The sequence below is a fragment of the Microbacterium sp. NPDC090003 genome (assembly GCF_044748385.1).
Lineage (GTDB): Bacteria > Actinomycetota > Actinomycetes > Actinomycetales > Microbacteriaceae > Microbacterium.
Genome location: NZ_JBIVFW010000001.1, coordinates 785,903 through 810,752 on the forward strand (window position 1 = coordinate 785,903; position 24,850 = coordinate 810,752).

General features: G+C 69.3%; 25 protein-coding genes and 1 tRNA gene. 12 read left to right on the forward strand and 14 right to left on the reverse strand.

Annotation, left to right across the window (positions count from 1 at the left end; translation table 11 throughout):
- Positions 1 to 6 precede the first annotated feature (6 nt).
- The 6 genes from ACIPVN_RS03910 to lysA all read right to left on the reverse strand — a co-directional run bounded on the left by ACIPVN_RS03910 (position 7) and on the right by lysA (position 7,328).
- Positions 7 to 426 carry a hypothetical protein gene (locus ACIPVN_RS03910; RefSeq protein ID WP_400439716.1) on the reverse strand — a complete coding sequence of 140 codons (420 nt, stop codon included), beginning with the start codon at positions 424 to 426 and terminating at the stop codon, positions 7 to 9.
- 33 nt (positions 427 to 459) lie between these two features.
- Positions 460 to 1,539 (reverse strand): peptide chain release factor 1, encoded by a 1,080-nt coding sequence (prfA, locus tag ACIPVN_RS03915; RefSeq protein ID WP_400439719.1) that lies wholly within the window; start codon positions 1,537 to 1,539, stop codon positions 460 to 462.
- Positions 1,540 to 1,550: 11 nt separating this feature from the next.
- Positions 1,551 to 3,482: a transcription termination factor Rho gene (gene rho / locus ACIPVN_RS03920; protein ID WP_400439722.1), complete on the reverse strand. Its 1,932-nt coding sequence runs from the start codon at positions 3,480 to 3,482 to the stop codon at positions 1,551 to 1,553.
- Between the two features lie 169 nt (positions 3,483 to 3,651).
- Positions 3,652 to 4,587: a homoserine kinase gene (thrB, locus tag ACIPVN_RS03925; RefSeq protein WP_400439725.1), complete on the reverse strand. Its 936-nt coding sequence runs from the start codon at positions 4,585 to 4,587 to the stop codon at positions 3,652 to 3,654.
- A complete protein-coding gene (locus ACIPVN_RS03930; protein ID WP_400439727.1) occupies positions 4,584 to 5,888 on the reverse strand; it encodes a homoserine dehydrogenase in 1,305 nt (434 codons plus the stop codon). The genes thrB and ACIPVN_RS03930 overlap by 4 nt, the downstream gene beginning before the upstream one ends.
- A gap of 21 nt (positions 5,889 to 5,909) precedes the next feature.
- Positions 5,910 to 7,328, reverse strand: coding sequence for a diaminopimelate decarboxylase (lysA, locus tag ACIPVN_RS03935; RefSeq protein WP_400439730.1), 1,419 nt, complete (start codon positions 7,326 to 7,328; stop codon positions 5,910 to 5,912).
- A gap of 150 nt (positions 7,329 to 7,478) precedes the next feature.
- Between lysA and ACIPVN_RS03940 the strand changes: the two genes are divergently transcribed.
- Positions 7,479 to 8,513 (forward strand): YihY/virulence factor BrkB family protein, encoded by a 1,035-nt coding sequence (locus ACIPVN_RS03940; RefSeq protein ID WP_400439733.1) that lies wholly within the window; start codon positions 7,479 to 7,481, stop codon positions 8,511 to 8,513.
- A 1-nt stretch (position 8,514) separates the two neighbouring features.
- On the opposite strand, the gene ACIPVN_RS03945 is transcribed toward ACIPVN_RS03940, so the two are convergent.
- Both ACIPVN_RS03945 and argS read right to left on the reverse strand, forming a co-directional pair.
- Positions 8,515 to 9,369, reverse strand: a complete 855-nt coding sequence (locus ACIPVN_RS03945) for a DUF2993 domain-containing protein (RefSeq protein ID WP_400439735.1) — start codon at positions 9,367 to 9,369, stop codon at positions 8,515 to 8,517.
- 39 nt (positions 9,370 to 9,408) lie between these two features.
- Positions 9,409 to 11,073 carry an arginine--tRNA ligase gene (gene argS / locus ACIPVN_RS03950; protein WP_400439737.1) on the reverse strand — a complete coding sequence of 555 codons (1,665 nt, stop codon included), beginning with the start codon at positions 11,071 to 11,073 and terminating at the stop codon, positions 9,409 to 9,411.
- Between the two features lie 70 nt (positions 11,074 to 11,143).
- Between argS and ACIPVN_RS03955 the strand changes: the two genes are divergently transcribed.
- Positions 11,144 to 11,950 carry an SGNH/GDSL hydrolase family protein gene (locus ACIPVN_RS03955; protein WP_400439740.1) on the forward strand — a complete coding sequence of 269 codons (807 nt, stop codon included), beginning with the start codon at positions 11,144 to 11,146 and terminating at the stop codon, positions 11,948 to 11,950.
- Positions 11,951 to 11,966: 16 nt separating this feature from the next.
- A tRNA-Arg gene (locus tag ACIPVN_RS03960) sits at positions 11,967 to 12,039 on the forward strand.
- Positions 12,040 to 12,094: 55 nt separating this feature from the next.
- Here the strand turns inward: ACIPVN_RS03960 and ACIPVN_RS03965 are convergent.
- A complete protein-coding gene (locus ACIPVN_RS03965; RefSeq protein WP_400439743.1) occupies positions 12,095 to 13,093 on the reverse strand; it encodes an iron-siderophore ABC transporter substrate-binding protein in 999 nt (332 codons plus the stop codon).
- A gap of 102 nt (positions 13,094 to 13,195) precedes the next feature.
- Between ACIPVN_RS03965 and ACIPVN_RS03970 the strand changes: the two genes are divergently transcribed.
- The 4 genes from ACIPVN_RS03970 to ACIPVN_RS03985 all read left to right on the forward strand — a co-directional run bounded on the left by ACIPVN_RS03970 (position 13,196) and on the right by ACIPVN_RS03985 (position 16,591).
- Positions 13,196 to 14,251 carry an iron chelate uptake ABC transporter family permease subunit gene (locus tag ACIPVN_RS03970; protein WP_400439746.1) on the forward strand — a complete coding sequence of 352 codons (1,056 nt, stop codon included), beginning with the start codon at positions 13,196 to 13,198 and terminating at the stop codon, positions 14,249 to 14,251.
- An 8-nt stretch (positions 14,252 to 14,259) separates the two neighbouring features.
- A complete protein-coding gene (locus ACIPVN_RS03975; protein WP_400439749.1) occupies positions 14,260 to 15,315 on the forward strand; it encodes a FecCD family ABC transporter permease in 1,056 nt (351 codons plus the stop codon).
- Positions 15,316 to 15,317: 2 nt separating this feature from the next.
- On the forward strand, positions 15,318 to 16,130 hold the full coding sequence (locus tag ACIPVN_RS03980; protein WP_400439752.1) for an ABC transporter ATP-binding protein: 813 nt from the start codon (positions 15,318 to 15,320) through the stop codon (positions 16,128 to 16,130).
- Positions 16,131 to 16,195: 65 nt separating this feature from the next.
- The gene (locus tag ACIPVN_RS03985) at positions 16,196 to 16,591 is read left to right on the forward strand and encodes a VOC family protein (protein WP_400439755.1); all 396 of its coding nucleotides are present in this window, start codon (positions 16,196 to 16,198) and stop codon (positions 16,589 to 16,591) included.
- Positions 16,592 to 16,620: 29 nt separating this feature from the next.
- Here ACIPVN_RS03985 and ACIPVN_RS03990 read toward each other — a convergent pair whose 3' ends face one another.
- Both ACIPVN_RS03990 and treS read right to left on the reverse strand, forming a co-directional pair.
- Complete coding sequence (locus ACIPVN_RS03990; protein WP_400439757.1) at positions 16,621 to 18,081, reverse strand: aminoglycoside phosphotransferase; 1,461 nt, start codon at positions 18,079 to 18,081, stop codon at positions 16,621 to 16,623.
- Entirely contained in the window at positions 18,078 to 19,847 is a 1,770-nt protein-coding gene (treS, locus tag ACIPVN_RS03995) for a maltose alpha-D-glucosyltransferase (RefSeq protein ID WP_400439760.1), read from the reverse strand. Before treS ends, ACIPVN_RS03990 begins: the two co-directional genes overlap by 4 nt.
- A 127-nt stretch (positions 19,848 to 19,974) precedes the next feature.
- Between treS and ACIPVN_RS04000 the strand changes: the two genes are divergently transcribed.
- The 5 genes from ACIPVN_RS04000 to ACIPVN_RS04020 are packed head-to-tail and all read left to right on the forward strand — an operon-like array spanning position 19,975 to position 22,819.
- On the forward strand, positions 19,975 to 20,409 hold the full coding sequence (locus ACIPVN_RS04000; RefSeq protein WP_400439762.1) for a GIY-YIG nuclease family protein: 435 nt from the start codon (positions 19,975 to 19,977) through the stop codon (positions 20,407 to 20,409).
- A 36-nt stretch (positions 20,410 to 20,445) separates the two neighbouring features.
- Positions 20,446 to 20,913 carry a MarR family winged helix-turn-helix transcriptional regulator gene (locus ACIPVN_RS04005; protein ID WP_400439765.1) on the forward strand — a complete coding sequence of 156 codons (468 nt, stop codon included), beginning with the start codon at positions 20,446 to 20,448 and terminating at the stop codon, positions 20,911 to 20,913.
- Positions 20,914 to 20,939: 26 nt separating this feature from the next.
- Entirely contained in the window at positions 20,940 to 21,362 is a 423-nt protein-coding gene (locus ACIPVN_RS04010) for an organic hydroperoxide resistance protein (RefSeq protein WP_247622809.1), read from the forward strand.
- 18 nt (positions 21,363 to 21,380) lie between these two features.
- Positions 21,381 to 22,358, forward strand: a complete 978-nt coding sequence (locus ACIPVN_RS04015) for a zinc-binding dehydrogenase (RefSeq protein ID WP_400439768.1) — start codon at positions 21,381 to 21,383, stop codon at positions 22,356 to 22,358.
- Between the two features lie 59 nt (positions 22,359 to 22,417).
- On the forward strand, positions 22,418 to 22,819 hold the full coding sequence (locus ACIPVN_RS04020) for a RidA family protein (RefSeq protein ID WP_400439771.1): 402 nt from the start codon (positions 22,418 to 22,420) through the stop codon (positions 22,817 to 22,819).
- A gap of 27 nt (positions 22,820 to 22,846) precedes the next feature.
- Here ACIPVN_RS04020 and ACIPVN_RS04025 read toward each other — a convergent pair whose 3' ends face one another.
- The 3 genes from ACIPVN_RS04025 to trmB are packed head-to-tail and all read right to left on the reverse strand — an operon-like array spanning position 22,847 to position 24,847.
- Positions 22,847 to 23,239: a DUF1304 domain-containing protein gene (locus ACIPVN_RS04025; protein WP_400439773.1), complete on the reverse strand. Its 393-nt coding sequence runs from the start codon at positions 23,237 to 23,239 to the stop codon at positions 22,847 to 22,849.
- 55 nt (positions 23,240 to 23,294) lie between these two features.
- Entirely contained in the window at positions 23,295 to 24,125 is an 831-nt protein-coding gene (locus ACIPVN_RS04030) for a CPBP family intramembrane glutamic endopeptidase (RefSeq protein ID WP_400439776.1), read from the reverse strand.
- Positions 24,122 to 24,847, reverse strand: coding sequence for a tRNA (guanosine(46)-N7)-methyltransferase TrmB (gene trmB, locus ACIPVN_RS04035; RefSeq protein ID WP_400439779.1), 726 nt, complete (start codon positions 24,845 to 24,847; stop codon positions 24,122 to 24,124). Before trmB ends, ACIPVN_RS04030 begins: the two co-directional genes overlap by 4 nt.
- Positions 24,848 to 24,850 lie beyond the last annotated feature (3 nt).

The following is a 24,850-nucleotide window of genomic DNA, read 5'->3' on the forward strand; positions in this document are numbered from 1 at the left end:
CCCCGCTCAGCGTGCGCGACGATCACGCTTCTCGCGCGCATCGCCGACTCTGCGCTTCAGGAAGATCAACGGCAGGAGCACCGTGCCGAGCGCCGTGATGAGCCAGACGATCACCGCGCCGAGCAGCCAGCCGGAGACGTCGACGATGCGCAGACCGCCGATCGGCAGCAGCACGACGATGATCAGCGCCACCAGGGTCGAGAAAATTCCGATGCCGCCGAGCAGCACCGGCGCATAGCGGTCGGCGATCCTGCTGATCCACGGCGACAGGATGCTCTGCAGCAGCGCGAAGATCAGGATGCAGAGCACGAAGCCCCACCACTTCGACCACTCGATCCGGAACCCGTCCAGCAGAAGATCGGCGACGATCAGCCCGAGTCCCGCCGAGGCGATGTAGATGAGGGCACGGAAGAGGAGTGTGATCACGCGCTGAGCCTAGCGCTCGGGGTGACCGCGTGGTCAGGACTCGGTGCCGACGGCGGCGAGCCGCGCCTCTTCGTCGGTCGTGATCGCCGATTCGATGATCGGCCCCAGCGCGCCGTCCATCACCTGATCGAGGTTGTAGGCCTTGAACCCCGTCCGGTGGTCCGCGATGCGGTTCTCGGGGAAGTTGTAGGTGCGGATGCGCTCGGAACGGTCCATGCCGCGGATCTGCGACCGTCGGGCATCGGATGCCGCCGCGTCGAGCTCTTCCTGCTGCTTCGCCAGCAGCCGCGCGCGGAGCACGCGCATGCCCGCCTCGCGGTTCTGCAGCTGCGACTTCTCGTTCTGCATGGAGACGACGATGCCCGTCGGGACGTGCGTGATGCGCACCGCGGAGTCGGTCGTGTTGACGGACTGACCGCCCGGCCCCGAGGAGCGGAAGACGTCGATCTTGAGGTCGTTCTGATTGATCTCGATCTCGTCGGGCTCGTCGACCTCGGGAAACACGAGCACACCGGTGGTCGAGGTGTGGATGCGCCCCTGCGACTCGGTCGCCGGTACGCGCTGCACGCGATGCACGCCGCCTTCGTACTTGAGGTGCGCCCAGACCCCCTGCGCCGGGTCGGTCGAGGAGCCCTTGATCGCGACCTGGACGTCCTTGTAACCGCCGAGGTCGGACTCATTGCGCTCGAGCAGCTCGGTCTTCCAGCCCATCGACGCCGCGTACTGCACGTACATGCGCAGCAGATCGGCCGCGAAGAGCGCGCTCTCGGCCCCGCCCTCCCCCGCCTTGATCTCCATGATGACGTCACGGGCATCGTCCGGGTCTCGCGGGATGAGGAGTCGCCGCAGCTTCTCCTGCGCGGCCTGGAGGCCGGCCTCGAGCCCGGGGACCTCCGCAGCGAAGGCCTCGTCCTCGCGGGCGAGTTCGCGCGCGGCATCCAGGTCGTCGCATGCCGCCACCCACGCCTCGTGGGCGGCGACGATTCGCGACAGCTCGGCATAGCGACGGTTCACACGCTTGGCGCGCGCGGCGTCGGCGTGCACCGCCGGGTCGGAGAGTTCCTCCTGGACCCGGCGGTGCTCGTCGATGAGAGCCTGGACGGACTCGAACACGGATTCTCCGCTCAGCGGATGTTGTTGTCGTGCGAGCCAGCAGGCAGGGTCGGGATCGACTTCTGCATCTGCACGAGGAACTCGACGTTCGACTGCGTCTCCTTGAGCTTGCCGAGGACGACCTCGAGGGCCTGCTGGGTGTCGAGGCCGGCGAGGGCACGACGGAGCTTCCAGGTGATCTTGACCTCGTCGGAGGAGAGCAGCATCTCCTCACGACGCGTGCTCGACGCGTTCACGTCGACGGCCGGGAAGATGCGCTTGTCGGCGAGCGAACGCGACAGACGCAGCTCGCTGTTACCGGTGCCCTTGAACTCCTCGAAGATGACCTCGTCCATCTTCGAGCCGGTCTCGACGAGAGCCGTGGCGAGGATCGTGAGCGATCCGCCGTTCTCGATGTTGCGCGCGGCGCCGAAGAAGCGCTTGGGCGGGTAGAGCGCCGACGCGTCGACGCCACCGGTGAGCACGCGACCGGAGGCCGGAGCCGCCAGGTTGTACGCGCGACCGAGACGGGTGATCGAGTCGAGCAGCACGACGACGTCGCGACCGAGTTCGACGAGGCGCTTCGCGCGCTCGATGGCGAGCTCGGCGACCGTGGTGTGGTCCTCGGCCGGGCGGTCGAAGGTCGAGGCGATGACCTCGCCCTTGACCGTGCGCTCCATGTCGGTGACCTCTTCGGGGCGCTCGTCGACGAGCACCACCATGAGGTGGACCTCGGGGTTGTTCTGCGCGATCGCGTTGGCGATCTGCTGCAGGACGATCGTCTTCCCGGCCTTCGGCGGCGCGACGATCAGGCCGCGCTGCCCCTTGCCGATCGGCGCGACGAGGTCGATGATGCGCTGCGTGAGCTTCTCGGGCGCGGTCTCGAGGCGCAGGCGCTCCTGCGGGTAGAGCGGCGTGAGCTTGCCGAACTCGACACGCGTCGCCGCATCGTCGATCGACAGACCGTTGATCGAGTCGACCTTGACCAGGGCGTTGTACTTCTGGCGCCCCTGCTGCTCGCCCTCGCGGGGCTGCTTGATCGAACCGACGACGGCATCGCCCTTGCGCAGGTTGTACTTCTTGACCTGCCCGAGCGAGACGTAGACGTCGCTGGGACCGGCGAGGTAACCGGTCGTGCGGACGAAGGCGTAGTTGTCGAGCACGTCGAGGATGCCGGCGACCGGGATCAGGACGTCGTCCTCACCGATCTCGGTATCGAACTCGTCGGTCTGCGCGTTGCCGCGGCGCTTGTTGCGCTGACGGTTGCGACCGTTTCCACCCTGCTCGTCGTCGCCGCTGGGCTGCGCCTGCTGCTCCTGCGCCGCAGCGGCGCCGTTCTGGCCGCGTCCGCGGTTGCGGCTGCGGTTGCGGTTGCGACCGCGACCGCTCTGCTCGTCGCCGCTGTCGCCGCCATCACCGGCGTTGTCCGTGGCGGGAGCGTTGTCGGCGGGAGCGGACTCGGCGGCAGGAGCGTCCGCGGCCGAAGCGTCGGGCTCCGCCGTCTTCTTCGGTGAGCGGCGACCGCGGCCCGCGGCCTTGGGGGCCGCCTCGGCGGAAGCATCCGCAGCGGCGGCGTCGGCGGGCTTGTCCGTCGACTTGTCGTCGGAGGCCTGGGCGGGAGCCGCCTTGTCGGCCGCCTTCTCCGCAGCGGGCGTCTCGCCCGCGGACTCCGCAGCGGGGGCCTCGGCATCCGACTTCTTGGCGCGGCTGCGGCGAGGCGCCTTGGCCTTCGGAGCCGCCTCGGCGGTGTCACCCGCAGCGTCGGACGTGGCCGGCGCCGCATCGGCGGCCGGCGCGGCCTCTGCCGCCTTCTCGGCCTTCGCCGCGGCGGTCGCCGTCGTCGCACGTCGCGGTGCGCGCTTGCGGGCGGGTGCCGCCTCAGCGGATGCGTCGGTGCCGGCTGCCGCCGGAGCATCGACGACCGGGGCGGCCTGGTCGTTCTGGGTCTCGGAGAAGTTCTCCACGAGTACTCCCTCTATTTCTCGGGGGGTAGTGAGCGGTCCACGCGCGCAACGGGTGCTGCGCGCGTTCGCACGGGCTGACGCTCGGCGCCAGCCGGCCTAGGCACTTGTGCCATGAGGTTGGACGTGCGGGTCTTGCAAGAGTTGCAATGGGGCCAGATTCACGAAGACGTTACGTGGAGCCCTCCGCTCGATCCCCCACTGTACCACCACGCACATCGACGGCGAGCAGGAGGGATTCCCACGGAGTGTCGGTCACTCGCCCGGCGAGTTCGACCGCGTCCTGACGACTTCCCGGCCCGTCGGCGAGCACCAGCACGCTGGGTCCGGCACCGGAGACCACGGCGGCGAAACCGGCCGCACGCAGGGTCTGCACGAGTCGCTGCGTCTCGGGCATCGCCTCGGCGCGGTAGTCCTGATGGAGCCGGTCGGCGGTCGCGTCGAGGAGGAGTTCGGGGCTCTGCGTCAACGCCGCGATCAGCAGCGCCGAACGCGACACGTTGAACACGGCATCCGCGGTGGAGACCTGTGGCGGCTGGAGAGAGCGCGCCTGCGAGGTCGACATCGTGTACGCCGGTACGAGCACGAGAGGAGACACGCCCCGGTGCACGAGGAGCTTCTTGTGCTGGGCGCCGCGCTCGCTCATCCAGGCGATCGTCAGACCCCCGAAGAGAGCTGGAGCGACGTTGTCGGGATGCCCCTCGAGCTCGGTCGCGAGGCGCAGCAGATCCGAGTCGCCGATCTCGACGTCCCCGGCGAGGAGTCCCTTCGCGATCAGGACCCCGGCGACGACGGCCGCACCGGAGGAGCCGAGGCCGCGGCCGTGGGGCACGCCGTTCTCGGCGACGATGCGCAGACCCGGCATCTCGCGCCCGGCGTCGGCGTAGACGTGCTCGACGGTGCGGACGATCAGGTTCGACGCGTCGCGCGGGATCTCCTCAGCGCCAGAACCCGACACCTCGATGTCGAGCTCACCCGCCGGCAGTTCGGTGACGACCAACGAGTCGTAGACGCTGAGTGCGAGGCCGAGTGTGTCGAAGCCCGGACCGAGGTTCGCGCTCGTGGCGGGAACACGGACCTCGATCGTGCGCCCTTCCGCCACCGTCACTCGCCTTCCACGCGCAGCACCGAGACGACGCGCTCGACGACCGAGCTGTCGGCGAGTGCCGCGACCGCCGCGCTGAGCGACTGCTCGGCTGCCCGGTGCGTGCCGATGATGAGTCGCGCGGTGGGCTCCTCGTCGCCCTCGACCGTCTGGACGATCGTGGCGACCGAGACGCCCCCGTCGCTCAGGATGCCGGCGACCGTGGCGAGCACGCCCGGGGCATCCGCGACCTCGAGGGTGACCTGGTAACGGGTCGTGACATGCCCGATGGGCACGACCGGCAGGTTCGCGCGCGTCGACTCGCCCACGCCCACGCCGCCGGCGATGTGACGGCGAGCGGCGGAGACTACGTCACCGAGCACGGCCGACGCGGTCTGCACTCCGCCGGCACCGGCACCGTAGAACATCAGGGAGCCGGCGGCCTCCGCCTCGACGAACACCGCGTTGTTGGCGCCGTGGACCGTGGCCAGCGGATGCGAGTGCGGCACCAGCGCCGGGTACACGCGCACCGAGATCGATTCGGTTCCGTCGACGTCGAGGCGTTCGCACACGGCGAGGAGCTTGATCACGAAGCCCGCCGCACGAGCCTCCTCGATCATCGACGCGGTGACGGTCGTGATGCCCTCGCGGTACACCGCGTCGAGCGGGACGGCCGTGTGGAACGCCAGGCTCGCGAGGATGGCGGCCTTCTGCGCCGCGTCGTAGCCTTCGACGTCGGCCGTGGGGTCGGCCTCCGCGTACCCGAGCCGTTGCGCATCGGCGAGGACATCGGCGAAGTCGGCACCCTCGGTGTCCATGCGGTCGAGGATGTAGTTCGTCGTGCCGTTCACGATGCCCATGATGCGCACGATGCGGTCGCCGGCGAGCGAGTCGCGCAGCGGGCGGATGATCGGGATGGCACCGGCCGCAGCGGCCTCGTAGTGCACCGAGGCCCCGACGCGGTCGGCCGCTTCGAAGAGCTCCGGGCCGTGCGTGGCGAGGAGCGCCTTGTTGGCCGTGACCACGTCGGCGCCCGAGCCGATCGCCTGCAGGATGCTCGTGCGAGCGGGCTCGATGCCGCCCATGAGCTCGATCACGATATCGGATCCGAGGATCAGCGACTCGGCATCCGTGGTGAAGAGCTCGCGCGGAAGATCGACGTCGCGCGGCGCATCGACGTCGCGCACGGCGATGCCGGCGAGCTCCAGCGACGCGCCTGCGCGGTCGGCGAGCTCGTCGCCGTGGCGCAGCAGGAGATCGGCGACCTGGGATCCGACCGCTCCGGCGCCGAGAAGCGCCACTCGAAGTCGTCGGTACTCAGCCATTGTTGCTCCTTCGGAGGTGGGTCATTTCTCTCCCTCGGGGGCTTTCGCCCCGTCGATGCCCGCGTCACGGGAGAGGAGATCGTCGATGGTCTCACCGCGGACGATGACCCTCGAGCGACCGTCGCGCACGGCGACGACCGGCGGACGCGGAACATGGTTGTAATTGCTCGACAGCGAGACGCAGTACGCGCCCGTCGTCGGCACGGCGAGGAGGTCGCCGGGCACCAGATCGGCGGGGAGGTACTCCTGATCGACCACGATGTCGCCGGACTCGCAGTGCTTGCCCACCACGCGACTCAGCTGCGGGGTACCGAGGCCCGCGCGCGACGCGATGCGCGCCGAGTACTGCGCCCCGTAGAGCGCCGGGCGCGCGTTGTCGCTCATGCCGCCGTCGACACTGACGTAGCGCCGGACGGCACCCGAGTCAATGGTCACGTCCTTGGTGGTGCCGACCTCGTACAGCGTGACGCCCGCCGTGCCGACGATCGCGCGGCCGGGCTCGAACGAGAGCGCGGGCACGGCGATACCCCGAGCGGCGCAGCCCTCGGCGACGGCCGACACGATCTCACCGGCGAGGACATCGATCGGAGTGGGGTCGTCGGTGCGTACGTAGGCGATGCCGAAGCCGCCGCCCAGGTTCATCTGCGGGACTGCGCCACCGTCGAGCAGCGCCGCGTGCAGTTCGAGCACGCGCGAGGCGGACTCGCGGAACCCCGCGACACCGAAGATCTGCGACCCGATATGGCAGTGCAGACCCACGAAATCGAGCCCGGGGATCTCGCGGATGCGAGCGACGGCGGACTCGGCATCCTCGAGGGGGAATCCGAACTTCTGGTCCTCGTGCGCGGTGGCGAGGAAGTCGTGGGTCTCGGCGTGCACGCCGCTGATCACGCGTACGAGCACACGCTGCACCGCGTCCACGCGCGCGGTGATCGCTGCGAGTCGCTCGATCTCGATCGCGCTGTCGACGATGATGCTGCCTACACCGACCTCGACCGCTCGTTCGAGCTCCCGTGTCGACTTGTTGTTGCCGTGGAACCCGATGGAGGCCGGGGCCACTCCGGCGGCGAGCGCGACCTCGAGCTCTCCCCCGGTGCACACGTCGACGCGGAGTCCCTCGTCGACCACCCAGCGCGCGACGGTGGCACTCAGGAACGCCTTGCCGGCGTAGTACACCTGAGCGACCGTGCCGTGCTCCGACGCCGCCTGATCGAAGGCCCGGCGGAACTCCCGTGCGCGTGCACGCACCTCGTCCTCGTCGAGCACCAGGAGCGGCGTGCCGTAAGTGCGGGCGAGGGTCACGGCATCCACCCCGGCGAGGGTCAGGACACCGTCGGCATCTCGGGCGGCGCGCTCGGGCCAGACACCGACCGCGAGGTCATTCGCGTCATCGGGAACGGCGAGCCACTCGGGCGCGAGCGAATCGGCAGCGGAAAGCAAGGGACACCAATCGTGGAGCGGGACTCGGGCGGGAAGCGCACGACGAGACTGACCCCGATTCTAGGGCACGGCGCATGCCGCACTAGCCATGGTGACGCCCATGCCGCAACCCCTGTGACGGCGGCCGCCGCCTGCTCCTAGGGTGGGATCGTGGAAGCCCCGTCGAAGTCCGAAGCCCCCGCCCGCCCCGGGCCGATCCCTCGTGCCGTCGCCGCGATCATCCGCTGGGCGCTGATCCGCAAGCCGGTTCGTGCATTCCTCCTCTACAGCGAGCGACGCGGGGCGATGCTCGCGGACAGCGTGACGTATCGCGCCCTCTTCAGCGTCTTCGCCGGTGTGCTCCTGGGCTTCTCGATCGCCGCCCTGTGGCTCGCCGGCAATCCTCAGGCCTGGAACGCGATCATCGACTCGGTCCAGTCCGTGGTGCCCGGCCTGATCGGCGAGGACGGTGTGATCGACCCCGCCGATCTCCGGCAGCCGATCTCGTTCTCTCTCGCAGGTGCGATCTCGGCCGTCGCCCTGATCGGAGCCGCGCTCGGAGCCGTGGGTTCTCTGCGCACGGCCGTGCGGGTGATCTCCGGCACCGCGCAGAGCGACGTTCTGTTCATCTGGGTCATGCTGCGCAACCTCGCGCTCGCGATCGGCATCGGCGCGGCGTTCGTCGCTGCGGCATTCCTCTCGATCGTCGGACGGATCGGCGTCGGCTGGGTGAGCGATCTGCTCGGCGTCTCCACCGACTCCGCCCTGGCGACCTGGGGCGTCCGCATCATCTCGCTCGCGATCGTCTTCGCCCTGAACACCGCGCTGCTCATCGCCGTGTTCCTCGTGCTCTCCGGGGTGCGTCCGTCGGCGCGCTCGCTCTGGAGCGGCGCCCTCCTCGGCGCCGTCGGCCTCCTGGTGCTGCAGGAGCTCTCTTCGCTCTTCGTCGGCGGCGCGACGAGCAATCCGCTTCTGGCGTCCTTCGCGTCGCTGCTCGCCCTCCTGATCTGGCTCAACCTGTCGGCGCAGGTCATGCTCATCTCGTGCGCCTACATCATCACCGGCGAGGAGGAGCGGCGGGACCGGGTGCGCGCTCGTTTCGGCGCGACCACTTTCCCGCAGCGTCGCGTGCAGCGGGCCGAGATCGATGTGAAGATCGCGACCGACGAACTTCGCGCCGCCCAGGAGGCCGCCCGCGACGCCTGACTCACCCGGCCGGGCAGGTGCCCTTCTCGAGCAGGCTCTCGTCGGTGACGATGGCTCCGTCGACGTCGATGTCGATCACGGCGACGGATCCGTCGATCTCCAGCCCTGTGAGCGTGAGACCCGCCGGAAGCTGATCGGCGATGCAGATCCGCTGCGGCCGGGTGAGATCCGCACCGACGGACCCCAGATCGGATCCGACCTGCGAGGCGTCGATCTCGATCCCCCCGATGCTCAACGACACCGGCGTGAGTTCGAGATCCCCCTCGAGTGCTCCGGGCGTGAGGGTGAGTGAGATCGGCACGGCAAGGCCCAGAACGGTGATCGACCCGCTGACGGTGGCATTCGGTTCGTCGAGAGCGACCGTCTCCACCGGCAGATCCGTGGTGGCCAGCAGCGAGGTGAACTGGTCCTCGTCGATGCGGATCGTGCCCTGCGCGCCCGCGAGATCGCCGCCGCGCAGCGGCACGCCCGTCGCGGTCACGTCGACCGCACCGGTGATGCCCTCGAGGGTGACCGCGTCGGTCGACAGGCGCAGGCTGTCGAGACGCCCGCCGATCAGTTGCGGCAGGAGGATGCCGTCGGCGTCGACCTCGAGCTGCTGATCAGCAGGGAGGTCGAGCTGATCGATGACGAGCGAGCGCACGATCCCCGGAAGGATCGCTCGGGCGACGAACTCCGCCGCGACTACGAATCCCGCGAGCACGATGACGACGATGAGCACCACCCACGGCCAGCGTCGACGACGACGCCCAGAGGCGCGCGTGGTGCCGTGGTCGGTCCCGGTGCCCGGGAGGACGAGCGTCGGATGCTCGGCATCCGGCTCCGGGTACGGCAGCGTGCGGTTGTCCTCGCTCACGTCGTCATCCTGCCCTGCCTCGGTCGTGCGGACGGCGGATCACATGCGCTCCGGTGCGGAGACACCCAGAAGGTCGAGCCCGTTGCGGAAGACCTGGCCGGCGGCGTCGTTGAGCCAGAGACGCGTGCGGTGCACGCTCTCGATGGGATCGTCGCCCTGCGGGATCACGCGGCAGTTGTCATACCAGCGGTGATAGAGGCCTGCGAGCTCCTCGAGATAGCGGGCGACGCGATGCGGCTCGCGGACCTCGGCGGCGAACGCCACGATGCGCGGGAACTCCTGCAGCGCGCCGAGCAGCGCAGCCTCGGACTCGTGTGTCAGCGTCTCCGGCGCGAACTCGGAACGGTCGACACCCGAATCGTTCGCGTTGCGGCTCACATTGTGCGTGCGGGCGTGGGCGTACTGCACGTAGAAGACGGGGTTGTCGTTCGTGCGCTTCTGCAGCAGTTCGGGGTCGAGATCGAGCGGCGAGTCCGCGGGTGAGCGCTCGAGCGAGTACCGGAGCGCATCGGCACCGAGCCACTCGAGCAGGTCATCCATCTCGATGATGTTGCCCGCGCGCTTGCTGAGGCGAGCGCCGTTGATCGACACCATCTGCCCGATGAGCACCTGGACGTTTCGCTCCGGATCCTCGCCCGCCGCACCGGCGACCGCTTTGAGGCGGTGCACGTACCCGTGGTGGTCGGCGCCGAGGAGGTAGATCTTGTTCTCGAAGCCGCGGTCTCCCTTGTTGAGGTAGTACGCTGCGTCCGCGGCGAAGTACGTGTACTCGCCGTTCGAGCGGCGGATCACCCGATCCTTGTCGTCGCCGAAGTCGGTGGTGCGCACCCAGACGGCGCCGTCCTCGTCGAAGACGTGGCCCTGCTCGCGCAGGCGCTCGACCGCCTGGTCGATCAGGCTCGTGCCCGACGCGTCCTTGGCATGCAACGTGCGCTCCGAGAACCACACGTCGAATGGCACGTTGAAACGGTCGAGCGAGCTCTTGATCTCGGCGAGCTGGTACTCGTAGCCGAGTTCGCCCGCCACCGCGAGCTGCTCGTCGTCGGAAAGATCGAGCAGATCCGGACGGGCCTCGAGGATGCGGCCGCCGAGCGCCGTGATGTACTCCCCCGGGTATCCGCCCTCGGGGGTCGGCTCGCCCTTCGCCGCGGCCACCAGCGACGACGCGAAGCGGTCCATCTGCGCACCGGCATCGTTGATGTAGTACTCCCGCACGGCGTGCGCGCCGCTGGCGAGAAGCAGGCGGACGATCGCATCACCGAGCGCCGCCCAGCGGGTGTGGGCGATGTGCAGCGGGCCGGTCGGGTTCGCCGAGACGAACTCGACGTTCACGCTGACGCCCTGCTGCGAGGTGTTCGTGCCGTAGGCGACGCCCGCGTCGACGATCGTCTTCGCCAGCGCGCCCGCGGCAGCGGCCTCGAGACGGATGTTGATGAAACCGGGGCCCGCGACCTCGGCGGAGGCGATGCCGTCGACCGAGACCAGACCGTCGGCGATCTGCTGCGCGAGCTCGCGCGGATTCGTGCCGAAGGGCTTGGCGAGGCGCATCGCGATGTTCGAGGCCCAGTCGCCGTGGTCGCGGTTGCGCGGGCGCTCCAGCACGATGTCGGATGCCGAGAGCCCGAGGGGCTCGCCGGGGCGTCGCTCGTCCGCGATCGGGGCGAGGACGGAGAGGAGGGCTTCGGCGAGCGTTTCAGGATTCATAGACCACCAAGTTTACGGCTCGGGACGGTGTCGAATTTGCGCAGACCGATCTGTGACTTACCCTCATGCCATGACTGTCGCTCCCGCCCGACGCCGACTGCGTTTCGCCGGTGTCGCCGCCGTGCTCGCCGTCGCCGTCGTCGCGGGTGTGCTCGGCGTGTGGCGCCCCTGGGCACCGCTCCCCTCCACCGCCCCCGTCGGCGCCGCGGAAGGCGAGCCCGCCGCCGCGATCGCCCCGGCGCCGCTCGTGCTGCCGGAGCACCCGACCGTGCTCGTCTTCGGCGATTCCTGGACCTACGGCTCGGCGGCCACCGTCCCCACCGAGGGCTATGCATATCTCCTCGCCGACCTCCTCGACGGCGAGACCATCGTGAAGGGAGTGCGCGGCAGCGGCTACCTCAAGCCCGGACTCGACGGTCCCGCTTTCGGCGAGCGCATCGCAGCGCTCGATCCCGCGCTGTCGCCCGACCTCGTGATCCTGCAGGGATCGATCAACGACCGAGAGCAGGGCGAGGCCGGGTATCGCGATGCCGTGAACGCCGCCTGGGATGCGATGGCGGCGAAGTATCCCGAGGCGACGATCGTCATCCTCGGCCCTGCTCCGCATGAGCTCCCCGTGGGTGCCGGTACCGCACGCATCGACGCCGATCTCGCGGATCTCGCCGGCGCCCGCGGCTGGTGGTACATCTCCCCCGTCGCGGAGGATTGGATCACCGAGCAGAACTACCTCGAGGTCATCGACGTCGAAGTGGGGCGCAAGCATCCGTCTTCGGCCGGGCACCGCTACCTCGCCGAACGCGTCGCCGCCGCGCTCGATGAGCTCAGCGGCGCGCCGGTCACGATCGCGGGCGAGTCGGAGACGACCCCCGAGCAGTGATATCGTCGTTCGGTACGCCTCCGTAGCTCAGTGGATAGAGCGCCGGTTTCCGGTACCGTAGGTCGCAGGTTCGACTCCTGTCGGGGGCACGTACGCGAGAGGGACCGTCCGTTCGGACGGTCCCTCTCCACGTTCCTGAGGGCGTCAGGACGCCGGCAGCGCCTTCTCGAGCAGCGGCGTCAGGTTCTTGACCGTGTAGAGCGCGGCCTGGGGCGAGCCCAGCGAGTACGCGGCCGAGATGTCGCCGTCGATGACGATCGAGCGACCGTCGGTCACCGCCGGGAGACCCTTCCACTGCGCGTCGTCGGTGATCTCGGTGGTGTCGATGTAGATCGGGAAGGCGACGATGAGGTCGGCGTCGATCAGGTCGAGCTCCTCGCTCGAGATAGAGACCGAGAAACCGCCCGAGTTGGTGGGGATCTCGGCGATCGTCGGGTTCTGCACGAAGCCGAAGCGCTCGAGCGTCTGCACGCGGTTGCTCCCCTCGATGTAGGCGCCCCAGCCCTCGCTGGTGCGCGTGGCCGCGGTGACCGTCTTGCCCGCCCACTCCGGGTGCGCGTCGGCGGCGGCACGGTAGGCGTCATCGATCTCGGCGAGCAGCTCCTCGCCCTTCTCCGGCACGCCCAGCGCGGTCGAGATCATCTCGACCTGCTGCTCCTGGGTCGTCAGGTAGCTTTCGCCACCCTCGGGCACGCCGATGGTGGGTGCGATCTCGGAGAGACGGTCGTAGCGGTCCTGCTCGCCGCTTCCGCGGACATCGAGGATGAGATCGGGATCGAGAGCGGCGATAGCCTCGTATGACGGCTCGAGCGTCGCGATGATCTCGGGAGACTCGTCGTAGAGGCCCTCGGCCCAGGGGCCGACGCCGTCTCCGCCGAACTCGAGCCAGTCGGAGGCGCCGACCGGCTGGTATCCGAGTGCCAGCGCGGTCTCGGCATCCGCCCATCCGAGCGCGACGATGCGCTGGGGCGCACTCTCGACGGTGACGTCGCCGAACGCGGTCTCGACCGTCTGCGGGAAGGTGCCGGTCGCGGGCACCGATCCCCTGCTCGACGGCTCCGACTCGGCCACGGTGCTCGAGCATCCGGCGAGGGTCAGGGCGAGCAGCGCGACGGCCGCCGAGATCTTGAGGGTCGATTTCATGGCGTTGGCCTTTCGATTCATACCGGGGCGCACCCGATCGGGCGCACGCGACACCTCTGAAGGGTGCGCGGGATCGACCTTAGGTTACCCTAAGCTTGGCGGGTGACCTCGACGACCTCGCTCCCGTCCGCCGACCTCGGCACGACGGCGGGGACGCGTCACTTCGGAGCTCGACGGACCGTCGGGTTCGCCCTCATCGCCCTGGCGCTGAGCGCGACCGTGCTACTCAGCCTCTCGATCGGCGCGCGCGAGGTCGCCCTTCCCCTCGTGTGGGACGCGCTGCGCGGGGCCGGCTCCGATGCCGATGCCGCGACCGCGCTCGCGCTCCGCATCCCCCGCACCGTGCTCGGCCTCCTCGTCGGCGCTGCGCTCGGGGTGGCTGGAGCACTGATCCAGGCCGTGACCCGCAACCCGCTCGCGGATCCCGGAATCCTGGGCGTGAACTCCGGGGCAGCCTTCGCCGTGGCGATCGCCGTCGGCGTCTTCGGCCTCACCGCACCGCCCGCTTTCCTGTGGTTCGCGTTCGGCGGAGCGCTGATCACCACGATCGTCGTGTACCTCATCGGATCGGCGGGCCGCGGGTCGGTGAGCCCGGCGCGCATCACGCTCGCGGGCGTCGCCATCGGCGCCGTGCTCTCGGGGATCACCTCGGCCATGCTGCTGGCGAACCCGAGGGGATTCAACGCGATGCGCGCCTGGGAGGCCGGTATCATCGCGGATCGCGGGTGGGAGGTCGTGCTCGTCGCCGGTCCCTACCTCGCGGTCGGCCTCGTCCTCGCCCTGCTCCTCGGTCGCCCGCTCAACGCTGTCGCGCTCGGTGACGACCTCGCCCGGTCGCTGGGCTCGAGCGTGCTGCGTACCCGCATCCTCTCGATCGTCGCGATCACACTGCTGTGCGGCACCGCGACGGCCATGGCCGGTCCGATCGCCTTCATCGGCCTGATGATCCCCCACGTCGCCCGGTGGATCGTCGGCCCCGATCAGCGATGGATCCTCGCCTACTCCGCACTGCTCGCCCCGATCCTCCTTCTGGCATCCGACGTGCTCGGACGCGTCGTCCTGCGTCCGGGCGAGCTGCCGGTCGGAATCGTCACCGCCTTCGTCGGCGCTCCCGTGCTCATCGTGCTCGTCCGCAAGCAGAGAGCGAGCGCGCTGTGAACCCGACGATGGACGACGCCGTGTCCGCACGGCGGGTGCCCGACGGCCACCTCGCTCTCCCCGTCCCAGGCGGAGTCATCCCCCTGCATCGGCAGGGCGTGCTCGTCGGCGTCCTCACGGCGCTCGGCATCGTTGCGATCGCGCTGCTCGCGCTCTGCCTCGGCGACTACCCGCTCTCCCTCGGTGACGTCGCCACCGCGCTCTTCTCGGACCAGGGCTTCGCGAGCAGGATCGTCGTCGAGTGGCGACTCCCGCGCATCGTGGCCGCCATCCTGTTCGGGGCCGCGCTCGCCGTCTCCGGCGCCCTGTTCCAGACCCTCACCCGCAACCCCCTGGGATCCCCCGACGTCATCGGTTTCTCGACCGGCGCATACACCGGAGCGATCATCGTCATCACGCTCGTCGGCGGCAGTGTGATCGCCGTATCGGTGGGGGCTCTGACCGGCGGCCTCGTGACCGCGCTCCTGGTCTACCTGCTCGCGTGGCGGAACGGCGTGCAGGGGTTCCGGTTGATCGTCGTCGGTATCGCCGTGACCGCGACCCTCAGCAGCGTCAACACCTACCTGCTGATGCGTGCGCAGACCGAGGTCGCGATGACGGCGTCGATCTGGGGCGCCGGATCGCTCTCGCTCGTCGGTTGGGGCGACATCGCGGTCGCGGTCGGGCCGTTGGCGCTGCTGTCGGTCCTCACGCTGTTCCTCAGCGGCCCCCTGCGTCAGCTCGAGCTCGGCGACGACGCGTCCCGCGCGCACGGCGTGCACAGCGAGCGCACTCGTCTGGCGGTGATGATCGTCGGTGTGGCGCTCATCGCGATCGTGACGGCCGTCTCCGGCCCGATCGCTTTCATCGCTCTCGCCGCACCGCAGATCGCACGCCGTCTCACCGCCGGTGCCGGCATTCCGATCGGCGCCTCCGCGATGGTCGGCGCGTTCCTTCTGCTCGCCGCCGACGTGATCGCGCAGCACGTCGTTCCCGGAGCGGTTCCGGTCGGCATCGTCACCGTCGTGATCGGCGGCGTCTACCTGGTCGGTCTCCTCGTCCACGAAGCCCGAAAGCAGCTCTAATCATGCCCGCACCCGATGCCCGCCTGGTCGCCGAATCCGCGACGCTCGCCTATGACCGGCGCGTGATCTCAGAAGGCCTCTCCCTGAGCATCCCCGACGGCTCGTTCACCGTGATCGTCGGCCCCAATGCGTGCGGCAAGTCGACACTCCTGCGCGCACTCGCCCGACTGCTGAACCCCAGTGACGGAGCGATCACGCTCGACGGCAAAGCCATCAGCCGGTACCGGGCGAAGGAAGCGGCCCGGATGATCGGCCTGCTCCCGCAGAGCTCGATCGCGCCCGACGGCATCACTGTGGTCGACCTGGTCGGCCGCGGACGCTATCCGTACCAGGGACTCATCCGCCAGTGGAGCAGTGACGACCAGGAGGCGGTCGAGCGGGCGATGCGCGCGACCAACGTCTCCGAGTTGCGGGCGCGACAGGTCGACGAGCTCTCGGGGGGACAGCGTCAGCGCGTCTGGGCGGCGATGGCGCTCGCCCAGCAGACCCCGATCCTGCTCCTGGACGAGCCGACCACGTTCCTCGACATCGCCCACCAGATCGAACTCCTCGACCTGTTCGCCGACCTCCACGCTGACGGGAACACCCTCGTGGCCGTGCTGCACGACCTCAATCACGCCGCGCGGTACGCGACGCACCTCATCGCGATGCGCGATGGACGTATCGTCGCCGAGGGCGAGCCGCGGGCCGTGGTGACCTCCGCGCTCGTGCGCGACGTCTTCGGGCTCGAAGCCCGGGTGATCGAGGACCCCGCGACGGGAACGCCCCTGGTGATCCCGGAGGCCCGGAGCACCCGCGACGCACGGAGCCGCTGAACGGCGCTGCTGCCCGCCCGGCTCATCCCCTGGACACCGCCCCGCGGCGAGCGCATGCTGAATCCATGACCGCTTTTCAGATCACGCATCCGTTCAGCGGGTTCAGCGTCGACTCGATCGACGCGGCCCGCGCCTTCTACGGCGACACCCTCGGGCTGGATGTCACCACCAACGCGATGGGGTTCCTCGACATCCACCTTCCCGACGGCGGATCGATCCTCGTCTACGAGAAGCCCGATCACACGCCGGCGAGCTTCACGATCCTCAATTTCCCCGTCGACGACGTCGAGGCGGCGGTCGACGACCTGAACTCCCGCGGCGTGGTGACGAAGATCTACGACGATGCCGATCTCAGCACCGACGCCAAGGGCATCATGCGCGGCGGGCCCGATCGCGGCCCGGACATCGCCTGGTTCACCGACCCTGCGGGCAATGTGCTCGCGGTGCTGTCGGCTTCCTGATCTCTCCTCCCCGGAGCACCGCGGCGCCCTCAGACCACGTGGGCGAGCGCAGCGAGCGGGATCGCGATCCATGCGGGGCGGTTGCGCTTCTCATAGACCGCTTCGTACACGGCCTTGTCGGCGACGTACGCGTCGAGCAGCGTGCGGTTGTCGGCGAGGATCTGCTCCTCCTCCCCCGGTGCCGCGGCATCCGCCCCGACCGACTCGGTACGGCAGAGCGCACCGACGTAGGCGTCGAGGAAATGCCCACGCGCACGACGCGCCCACTCCCGGGCGAGATCGGCGCGCAGGTCGTCTTCCGCATCGGGGTCGGGTCCCTCCTCCGTGGCCTGCGTGAGAGCGACCGTGCCGGGCACGTAGTCGAAGGAACGCAGCATCCCGGCGACGTCGCGCCAGGGAGAATCGGGGAGTGAGCGCTCCGCGAACGGGCGTCCCGGCTCGCCCTCGAAGTCGACGATGCGCCACCCGTGCGCGGTGCGCAGGGTCTGACCCAGGTGAAGATCGCCGTGCACGCGCTGCACGTCGAGCCGGCCGAGCGCCGCCACCGTCGCGTACATCGCCCGGAGGCGCTCGGCGAACGGCTCGAGTTCCGGCACGACGCCGAGCGCGTGGTCGAGGCGGTCCTCCAGCGCACGCGCCAGGGCTCGCGCGGCAGCCGCATCACGCGTCTCGGACGGGAACCGGCTGCGCAGTGCCGCGTGCACCTCGGCGACCGCAGTGCCCAGGCGGGCGGCTTCGCCGGCGAAGTCCGCTCCCGACTCCTCGACGCTCTGCGACGGGTTCGCGAGCAGTGATCGCACGCTCCCGGTCGCCAGCTCGAAGCCGTCGGAGGCGGTGCGCAGGAACTCCTGCATCATCGCGAGCTGCACGGTCTCCCCGTTGACATCGGCCTCGACCCAGCCGTAGAGCGCCGCGACGTGCTCCGAGTGCTGCCGGGTGAGTTCCCGATGGATCTCGATGTCGGGATTCACCCCCGGGGTCACCTTGCGGAACAGCTTCATGATCGCGACGTCGTCGAAGCGGACCGACGAGTTGGACTGCTCGCCGGTGAGCGGAGAGGAGCGCAGTTCCGGATCGAGCGGCTCGGTGCCCTCCACGCGCCGGAAACGCAGTCCGCCGATCTCGTGCGCTCCGCTGAGCTCCGCGGCGACGAGCCCGTTCAGCCAGAGAGCCATGGCGTAGCGGTCGTGCACGGCGTCGTAGATGTGACGCAGACGCCCTTCGTCCTCCACGGCGGCTATGAAGGCGTGGGCGATGGCCTCCTGCGGCTCGTCGTAGAGCGCCAGGGGCACCTGGTAGGTCTCCTCCCCCGCCTCCGCGTCGGAGTACTCGACGGTCACGAGGAAGACCGCCACCCGGACGCCCTCGCCCCCGGCGGCGAGATCAGCGATGCGCCGCGATCGCGCGACGCTGAAGGGCCGGCTCTTCCCGGCGAACCACCGCGTGCGGACGAAGTAGTCCTCGAGGTCGGTCCCATCGATGATGCTCACAGCATCCCCCTGTCGTCGCCGTCATCGGCGGGCTCCTGCAACTGGAACCAGAAGAACCCGTGCCCGCCGAGCGTCAGCAGGTACGGCAGTTCGCCGACGCGCGGGAAGGGCACGCCGCCGACCAGCTCGACCGGCACCATTCCTTCGAACCGACGGAGGTCGAGTTCGACCGGTTGCGGGAACTGCGACAGGTTGTTGACGCACAGGATGACGTCGACGGTGCCGTCGTCATTGGTGTGCTCGCGCGTGTACGACAGCACGGCGGGGTTCGATCCCCCGAGATCGTTGAAGCTGCCGAGTCCGAAGGCCGGGTGCTTCTTGCGGGCGTGGATCATGAGCCGCGTCCAGTGCAGCAGCGACGACCGGTCCTCCTGCTGTGCCTCGACGTTCACCGCGAGGTACCCGTACACGGGGTCCTGCACGATCGGACGGGAGAGTCGTCCGGGGTTGGCGGTCGAGAAACCGGCGTTGCGATCGGAGGTCCACTGCATCGGTGTGCGCACGCCGTCGCGATCGCCGAGCCAGATGTTGTCACCCATCCCGATCTCGTCGCCGTAGTACAGCACCGGTGAGCCGGGCAGCGAGAGCAGCAGCGCCGTGAAAAGTTCGATCCGATCGATGTCGTTGTCGAGAAGCGGCGCGAGGCGACGACGGATGCCGATGTTCGCCTTCATCCGCGGATCCTGCGCGTACTCGCTCCACATGTAGTCCCGGTCCTCGTCGGTGACCATCTCGAGGGTGAGTTCGTCGTGGTTGCGGAGGAAGATCCCCCACTGGCATCCGGAGGGGATCGAGGGCGTTTCGGCGAGGATCTCGCTGATCGGATACCGGGACTCCCGCCGCACGGCCATGAAGATCCGCGGCATCACCGGGAAGTGGAAGCACATGTGGCACTCGTCGCCGCCGACCTCGGGATCGCCGAAGTAGTCGACGACATCGGCGGGCCACTGGTTCGCCTCGGCGAGCAGCACGCGACCCGGATACTCGTCGTCGACGATCCTCCGCACCTTCTTGAGGAAGTCATGGGTCTCGGGCAGGTTCTCGCCGTTAGTGCCCGGTCGCTCGTAGAGATACGGGACGGCGTCGAGGCGGAATCCGTCGAGCCCCATGTCGAGCCAGAACCGCATGGCGTCGATCATCGCCTCGTGCACCTTCGGGTTGTCGAAGTTGAGATCGGGCTGGTGGGAGAAGAAGCGGTGCCAGAAGTACTGCTGGCGCACCGGGTCCCACGTCCAGTTGCTGGGCTCGGTGTCGACGAAGATGATCCGTGCATCCTCGTAGAGGTCGTCGGTGTCGCTCCACACGTAGAAGTCGCCGAAGGGGCCGTCCGGATCCTTCCGGCTCGCCTGGAACCACGGATGCTCGTCGCTGGTGTGGTTCATGACGAAGTCGATGATCACCCGCATGTCGCGCGCATGGGCCGCGTCGAGGAACTCCTGGAAGTCGGCCGTGGTGCCGAGATCGGATTGGATGCCCGTGTAGTCGGCGACGTCGTACCCGCCGTCTCTCAGCGGGGAGGGGAAGAACGGCGGGATCCAGAGGCAGTCCACGCCGAGCCACTGCAGGTAGTCGAGCTTGTCGATCAGCCCGCGGAAGTCACCCGACCCGTCGCCGTCGCCGTCCTTGAAGGAGCGGACCAGGACCTCGTAGAACACGGCGGTCTTGAACCACTCGGGCGCAGGGCTGCCCGGGGTGTCGGGGAACGGCTCCTGGGTGAGGATGGGGATGGATGCCGTGGGCGGTGCCGGATCGGCCGCAGTGCTCATGCGTTTCTCCCGTCTCGCAACATGCGCCCAACCTGTCACATCCGCCCCCGGGAGCGTCACCCCTTGCGGGTTCGGACGACGAAGGTGTACCGGAGCGGGCGTCGGTGGTCCCGTCTACCGTTGCCGCATGTCGATTGTGCATCGCCTTCCCGGCCCCTGCCTGCTCTGCGGCGGCACCGATGGCCACCGCCGCGAGGGCGTCTGGACGTGCGCGACCTGCGGCTGGCGGTACGGCGACGTGCCCGACGACGATCTCCCCCGCCCCCGCGTCGACGTCGTCTACTACCTCCGCTACGACCGTCGGGTGAAGATCGGCACGAGCATGCGTCCTCGGCAACGGCTCGCGAGCATCCGGCACGAGGAGCTGCTCGCGTTCGAGCGCGGCGGCCGCGCGCTCGAACAGCAGCGGCATCGTGAGTTCGCCGAGTTGCGAGAGGGCGGTGAGTGGTTCACCTTCGGTACGGCGCTCGAAGTGCACACCGCCGGCCTCCGACGCGCGGGCCCCGCCTGGGACCAGTACGCGCGCTGGGTGAGCGAGGCGTTTCGCGGTTCGACATACTAAATTGTGCACAACTGAATTGCGTGCAATACTCGTTGGATGGCCGTGACCGATGAGATGGTGTGCTTCTCCCTGTACTCCGCCGCCCGCGCGACGACGCAGGCGTACCGCGCTCTTCTCGCGCCGTGGGGGCTCACCTACCCGCAGTACCTCGTGCTCGCGATCCTCTGGCACGAGGGCGAGCAGACCATCGGATCGCTCGGCGAAGCGATGCAGCTCGACTCCGGTACGCTCTCCCCCCTCGTGCGGCGGCTCGAGCAGGCGGGGCTCGTGCGAAAACAGCGCAGCTCCGAGGACGAGCGGGTCGTGACGGTTCAGCTCACGTCGGATGGCCAGGCTCTCCGCGGCGACTTGGCGACGATTCCGGCCGAGGTCGCCGGATTCTCGGGCATCCGCGACGATGCGCACCGGCTGCGTCTGATCGCGGAGCTCCACGAGCTGACGCGCCTCCTCCAGGCATCCACCCCGACCTCCGCCGGCGCCGCACGCGCCCGCGGCTCCGAATGACCACCCTCCCGGAAGGACACACACCCATGGAAGCTCTCTACACCGCCGAAGCCCTCGCCACCGGCGCCGGCCGCAACGGCCACGTCGCCACCGACGACCGCCGCGTCGAGTTCGATCTCGCCATCCCGAAGGCGATGGGCGGGAGCGGCGACGGGGCGAACCCCGAGCAGCTGTTCGCCGCCGGCTACGCGGCCTGCTTCCACTCCGCGCTGCAGTCGGTCGCCCGAGCGCAGAAGGTCCAGATCGAGGACTCCTCGGTCGGCGCACGCGTGCACATCGGTTCCAACGGCCAGGGCGGCTTCGGCCTCGCGGTCGAGCTCGAGGTCGTGATCCCCACGCTCCCCCACGAGCAGGCGCAGGCCCTCGCGGATGCCGCGCACCAGGTGTGCCCGTACTCGAACGCGACCCGCGGCAACATCGACGTCACGATCACCGTCTCCGACGACTGAGACCGAAGGAGAACCTTCATGCACGCACTCATCCACCACACCTTCGGAGAAGCCGAAGACGTCCTCGCCGTGGAGGAGCGGCCCGTTCCCGAACCGGGGCCCGGCCAGGTCCGTCTCCGCGTCGCCCTCTCCCCCATCCACAACCACGACCTGTGGACAGTGCGCGGCACCTACGGATTCAAGCCCGAACTGCCCGCCGCCTCCGGCACCGAGGCTCTCGGCGTCGTCGATGCCCTCGGTGACGGGGTCGATCATCTCGTCGTCGGTCAGCGTGTCGCGACGGGTGGCACGTTCGGCGCCTGGGCCGAGTACATCGTCGCGAACGCCGCCGGGCTCATCCCCGTACCCGACGGCCTCTCCGACGAGAGCGCCGCGCAGCTGGTCTCGATGCCCTTCAGCACGATCAGCCTGCTGCAGTTCCTCGATGTGAGCGAAGGCGACTGGATCGTCCAGAACGCGGCGAACGGCGCCGTCGGGCGGATGCTCGCCCAGCTCGGTGCCGCGCGCGGCGTGAACGTGCTCGGCCTCGTGCGGCGCTCGGCCGGCGTCGACGAACTGCGCGCCCAGGGCATCGAGAACGTCATCGCGACCGACCAGACGGATTGGCGCGAGCGGGCCGCCGCGCTGACCGGTGGGGCCGCGGTCGTCGCGGGGGTCGACTCGGTCGGCGGATCGTCGGCCGGCGACGTGCTGTCGCTGATCGGCGAGGGCGGCACGCTCGTCGCCTTCGGCGCGATGAACTCCCCCGTCATGGAGATCGCCTCGTCCGACGTGATCTTCAAGCAGGCGACGGTGAAGGGCTTCTGGGGCAGCAAGGTCATCCAGACGATGGACGCGCCCACCCGCGGAGCGCTGTTCGCCGAGCTGATCCAGCGGGTGACCGACGGCACGCTCACCCTCCCGGTCGCCGGCACCTTCGACGCCGCCGACATCGCGGATGCCGTTCGTCTCAGCAAAACCCCCGGTCGCGTCGGCAAGGTGCTCCTGCGCTTCTGACACCCGCCGAACGCGTGGGCCGGGTCGCCGATGTCGGCGTCCCGGCCCATACTGCGTTCATGGACATCTCACTGATCAGACCCGCAGGACTCGTCGTGAGTCCTGCGTTCAGCCATGTCGCCGTCGTCCCCCCGGGAGCGACGACGATCCACGTCGGCGGCCAGAACGGCGTCGACGAGACCGGGAGGGTCGTCTCCGACGACGTCGCAGAGCAGTCGATCCGCGCGGTCGAGAATGCGGCGATCGCTTTGACGGCGGCCGACGCGACGCTCGACGATGTGATCAGCTGGACGGTGCTGATCCATCAGGATGCCGATGTTCGCGCCGCCTACGGCGCGGTAGCATCCCGGCTCGAGCGCGACGGCGAGCCTCCGCTGGTCACCGCCGCGGTCGTCGCGGCTCTCGGCGTTCCCGGCGCTCTGATCGAGGTCAGCGCCGTCGCCGCCGTCCTGCGCGCCTGAGGCGCATCCGGAGATCAGGTACCCGGGTCAGGCGAGCGAGGCACCGATCGCGGTGACGACGATCGCGAGCAACGGCAGGGTGCCCTGCATCGCCGCAGCACGCGCCTTGGTCCGATCCGCGAGCACGAGCACGAGGGCCGCGGCGAACATCATCCCGGTGCCCGCGAAGACCAGGGTCAGCCCGATCGTGGCGAATCCGAACATCGTGAACCCGATGCCGAAGAGAGTCGTGAGCGCCAGGAACAGGTTATAGAAGCCCTGGTTGAAGGCCAGCTGCTTCATCGTGACGGCATCCGCCTCACTGGCGACGCCGAAGATGTTGCGGGTCTCGGGCTCGGTCCACTTCAGCGACTCGAGCGCGAAGATGAAGACGTGGAAGGCGGCAGCGGCCGCGGCGAGGACGAGTCCGACGATGAGCATCCTCCGATTGTCGCAGACTCGCGCGGTCGAGGGCGGGCACCCGACCGGGCAGACCTCAGACCAGGAAGATCGGCAGCAGTCCGGGATTGTGCGCGTGCACCAGAACGGCGAACACGACGGCGTCGAACAGCAGGTGCACGGTGACCACGTAGGCGAGTGAATGGGTGCGCAAGAAGATGAAGCCCTGCAGCAGCGCGAACGGGATCGTCAGGAGAGGCCCCCACTCCCGGTAGCCGAGTTCCCAGAGGAACGACACGAAGACGATCGACTGCAGCACGTTCGCCACCGCGTCCGGGAAGTGCCGACGCAGCAGGGCGAACACGGTGCAGATGAAGAACAGCTCGTCCCAGATGCCGACGGCGCCGACGCCCACGAAGAGGCGCGCGATCAGATCGGGAGTGTCGACGACGGGCCAGTTCGCGTAGACGCCGCTCGTGATGAAGTAGAACGGCAGGATCAGCCAGCCGAGCACGAGGACGGCGACGAGCCAGCCCCACTGCAACCGGCCCCACCGGCGGTGCGCCCGCCATGGGAACGAGATCGCCCGGTCGCGATACACGAAGCGCGATACGAGGTAGGGCACCGCGACCGCGCCCCCGAGCGCGAGGGTGAAGCGCAGCATCGCCAGGTTGTCGAGCTCGGCCGCCAGCGGGATCACGCTCACGACGAGCAGGCCGAGGGCGATGAGCGACAGGTCGCGCGTGAGCGAGGGGGCGGATGCCGTCACACGTCCGCGTTCGATCGCCCAGGAGATGCCGATCCCGATCGCCAGGAGCACCCATCCGAGCCAGGCGAGCTCCGCCACGAAGAACGCGGGCGCGGCTGCGCAGACGAGCACCGCCGGGACGATGCCCTGCGCCGTGCTCGTGGTCGGCGCGTCGGTCACGAGCGCGGACGACGTCGGTACACGAGGTCGCGGATGTCGCGCCCCTTCGCGATGCCCTTGCGTTCGAACGCCGTCATGACGCGTCCGTCGAAGCGCTCGGCCCACTCCCCCTCGAAGGCGCGCTCGAAGAGCGGTTCGGCATCGAGCACCTCGCGCATCTGCAGCGCATAGTCCTCCCAGTCCGTCGCGAGACGGAGCAGTCCGCCGTCGACGAGAGCCCGGGCCGCGTTGTCGGCGAATCCCGGACGCACGAGGCGACGCTTCATGTGCTTCTTCTTGTGCCACGGGTCGGGGAAGAAGATCCAGGTCTCCGTGGCAGCGGCCTCCGGCAGGTACGACGAGAGCACCTCGGGCGCGTTCGCCTCGATGACCCGCAGGTTCTTCGCGCCCTCGCGATCGGCGTCGAGCATGGTGCGGGCGAGGCCCGCACGGAACACCTCGACGGCGAGGAAGTCGTCATCGGGCCGCGACGCCGCAGCGGCGACGATCGCGTGGCCCTGCCCCGAGCCGATCTCGACGATCAGAGCGGCGTCGCGACCATATTCGGCGGCGACATCGAACCGGGCCTCCGGATGCACCGAGGTCCACGCGACGGCCCGCGGTACGTCGAGCAGGTAGTGAGGGGCGAGGTCGGTGAAGGCGCGGTCCTGCGCCTCGGACATCCGTCCGCTCCGGCGCACGAAGGACACCGGCTCGTCACGGAAGGTTCGGGGTTCGGGCATGTT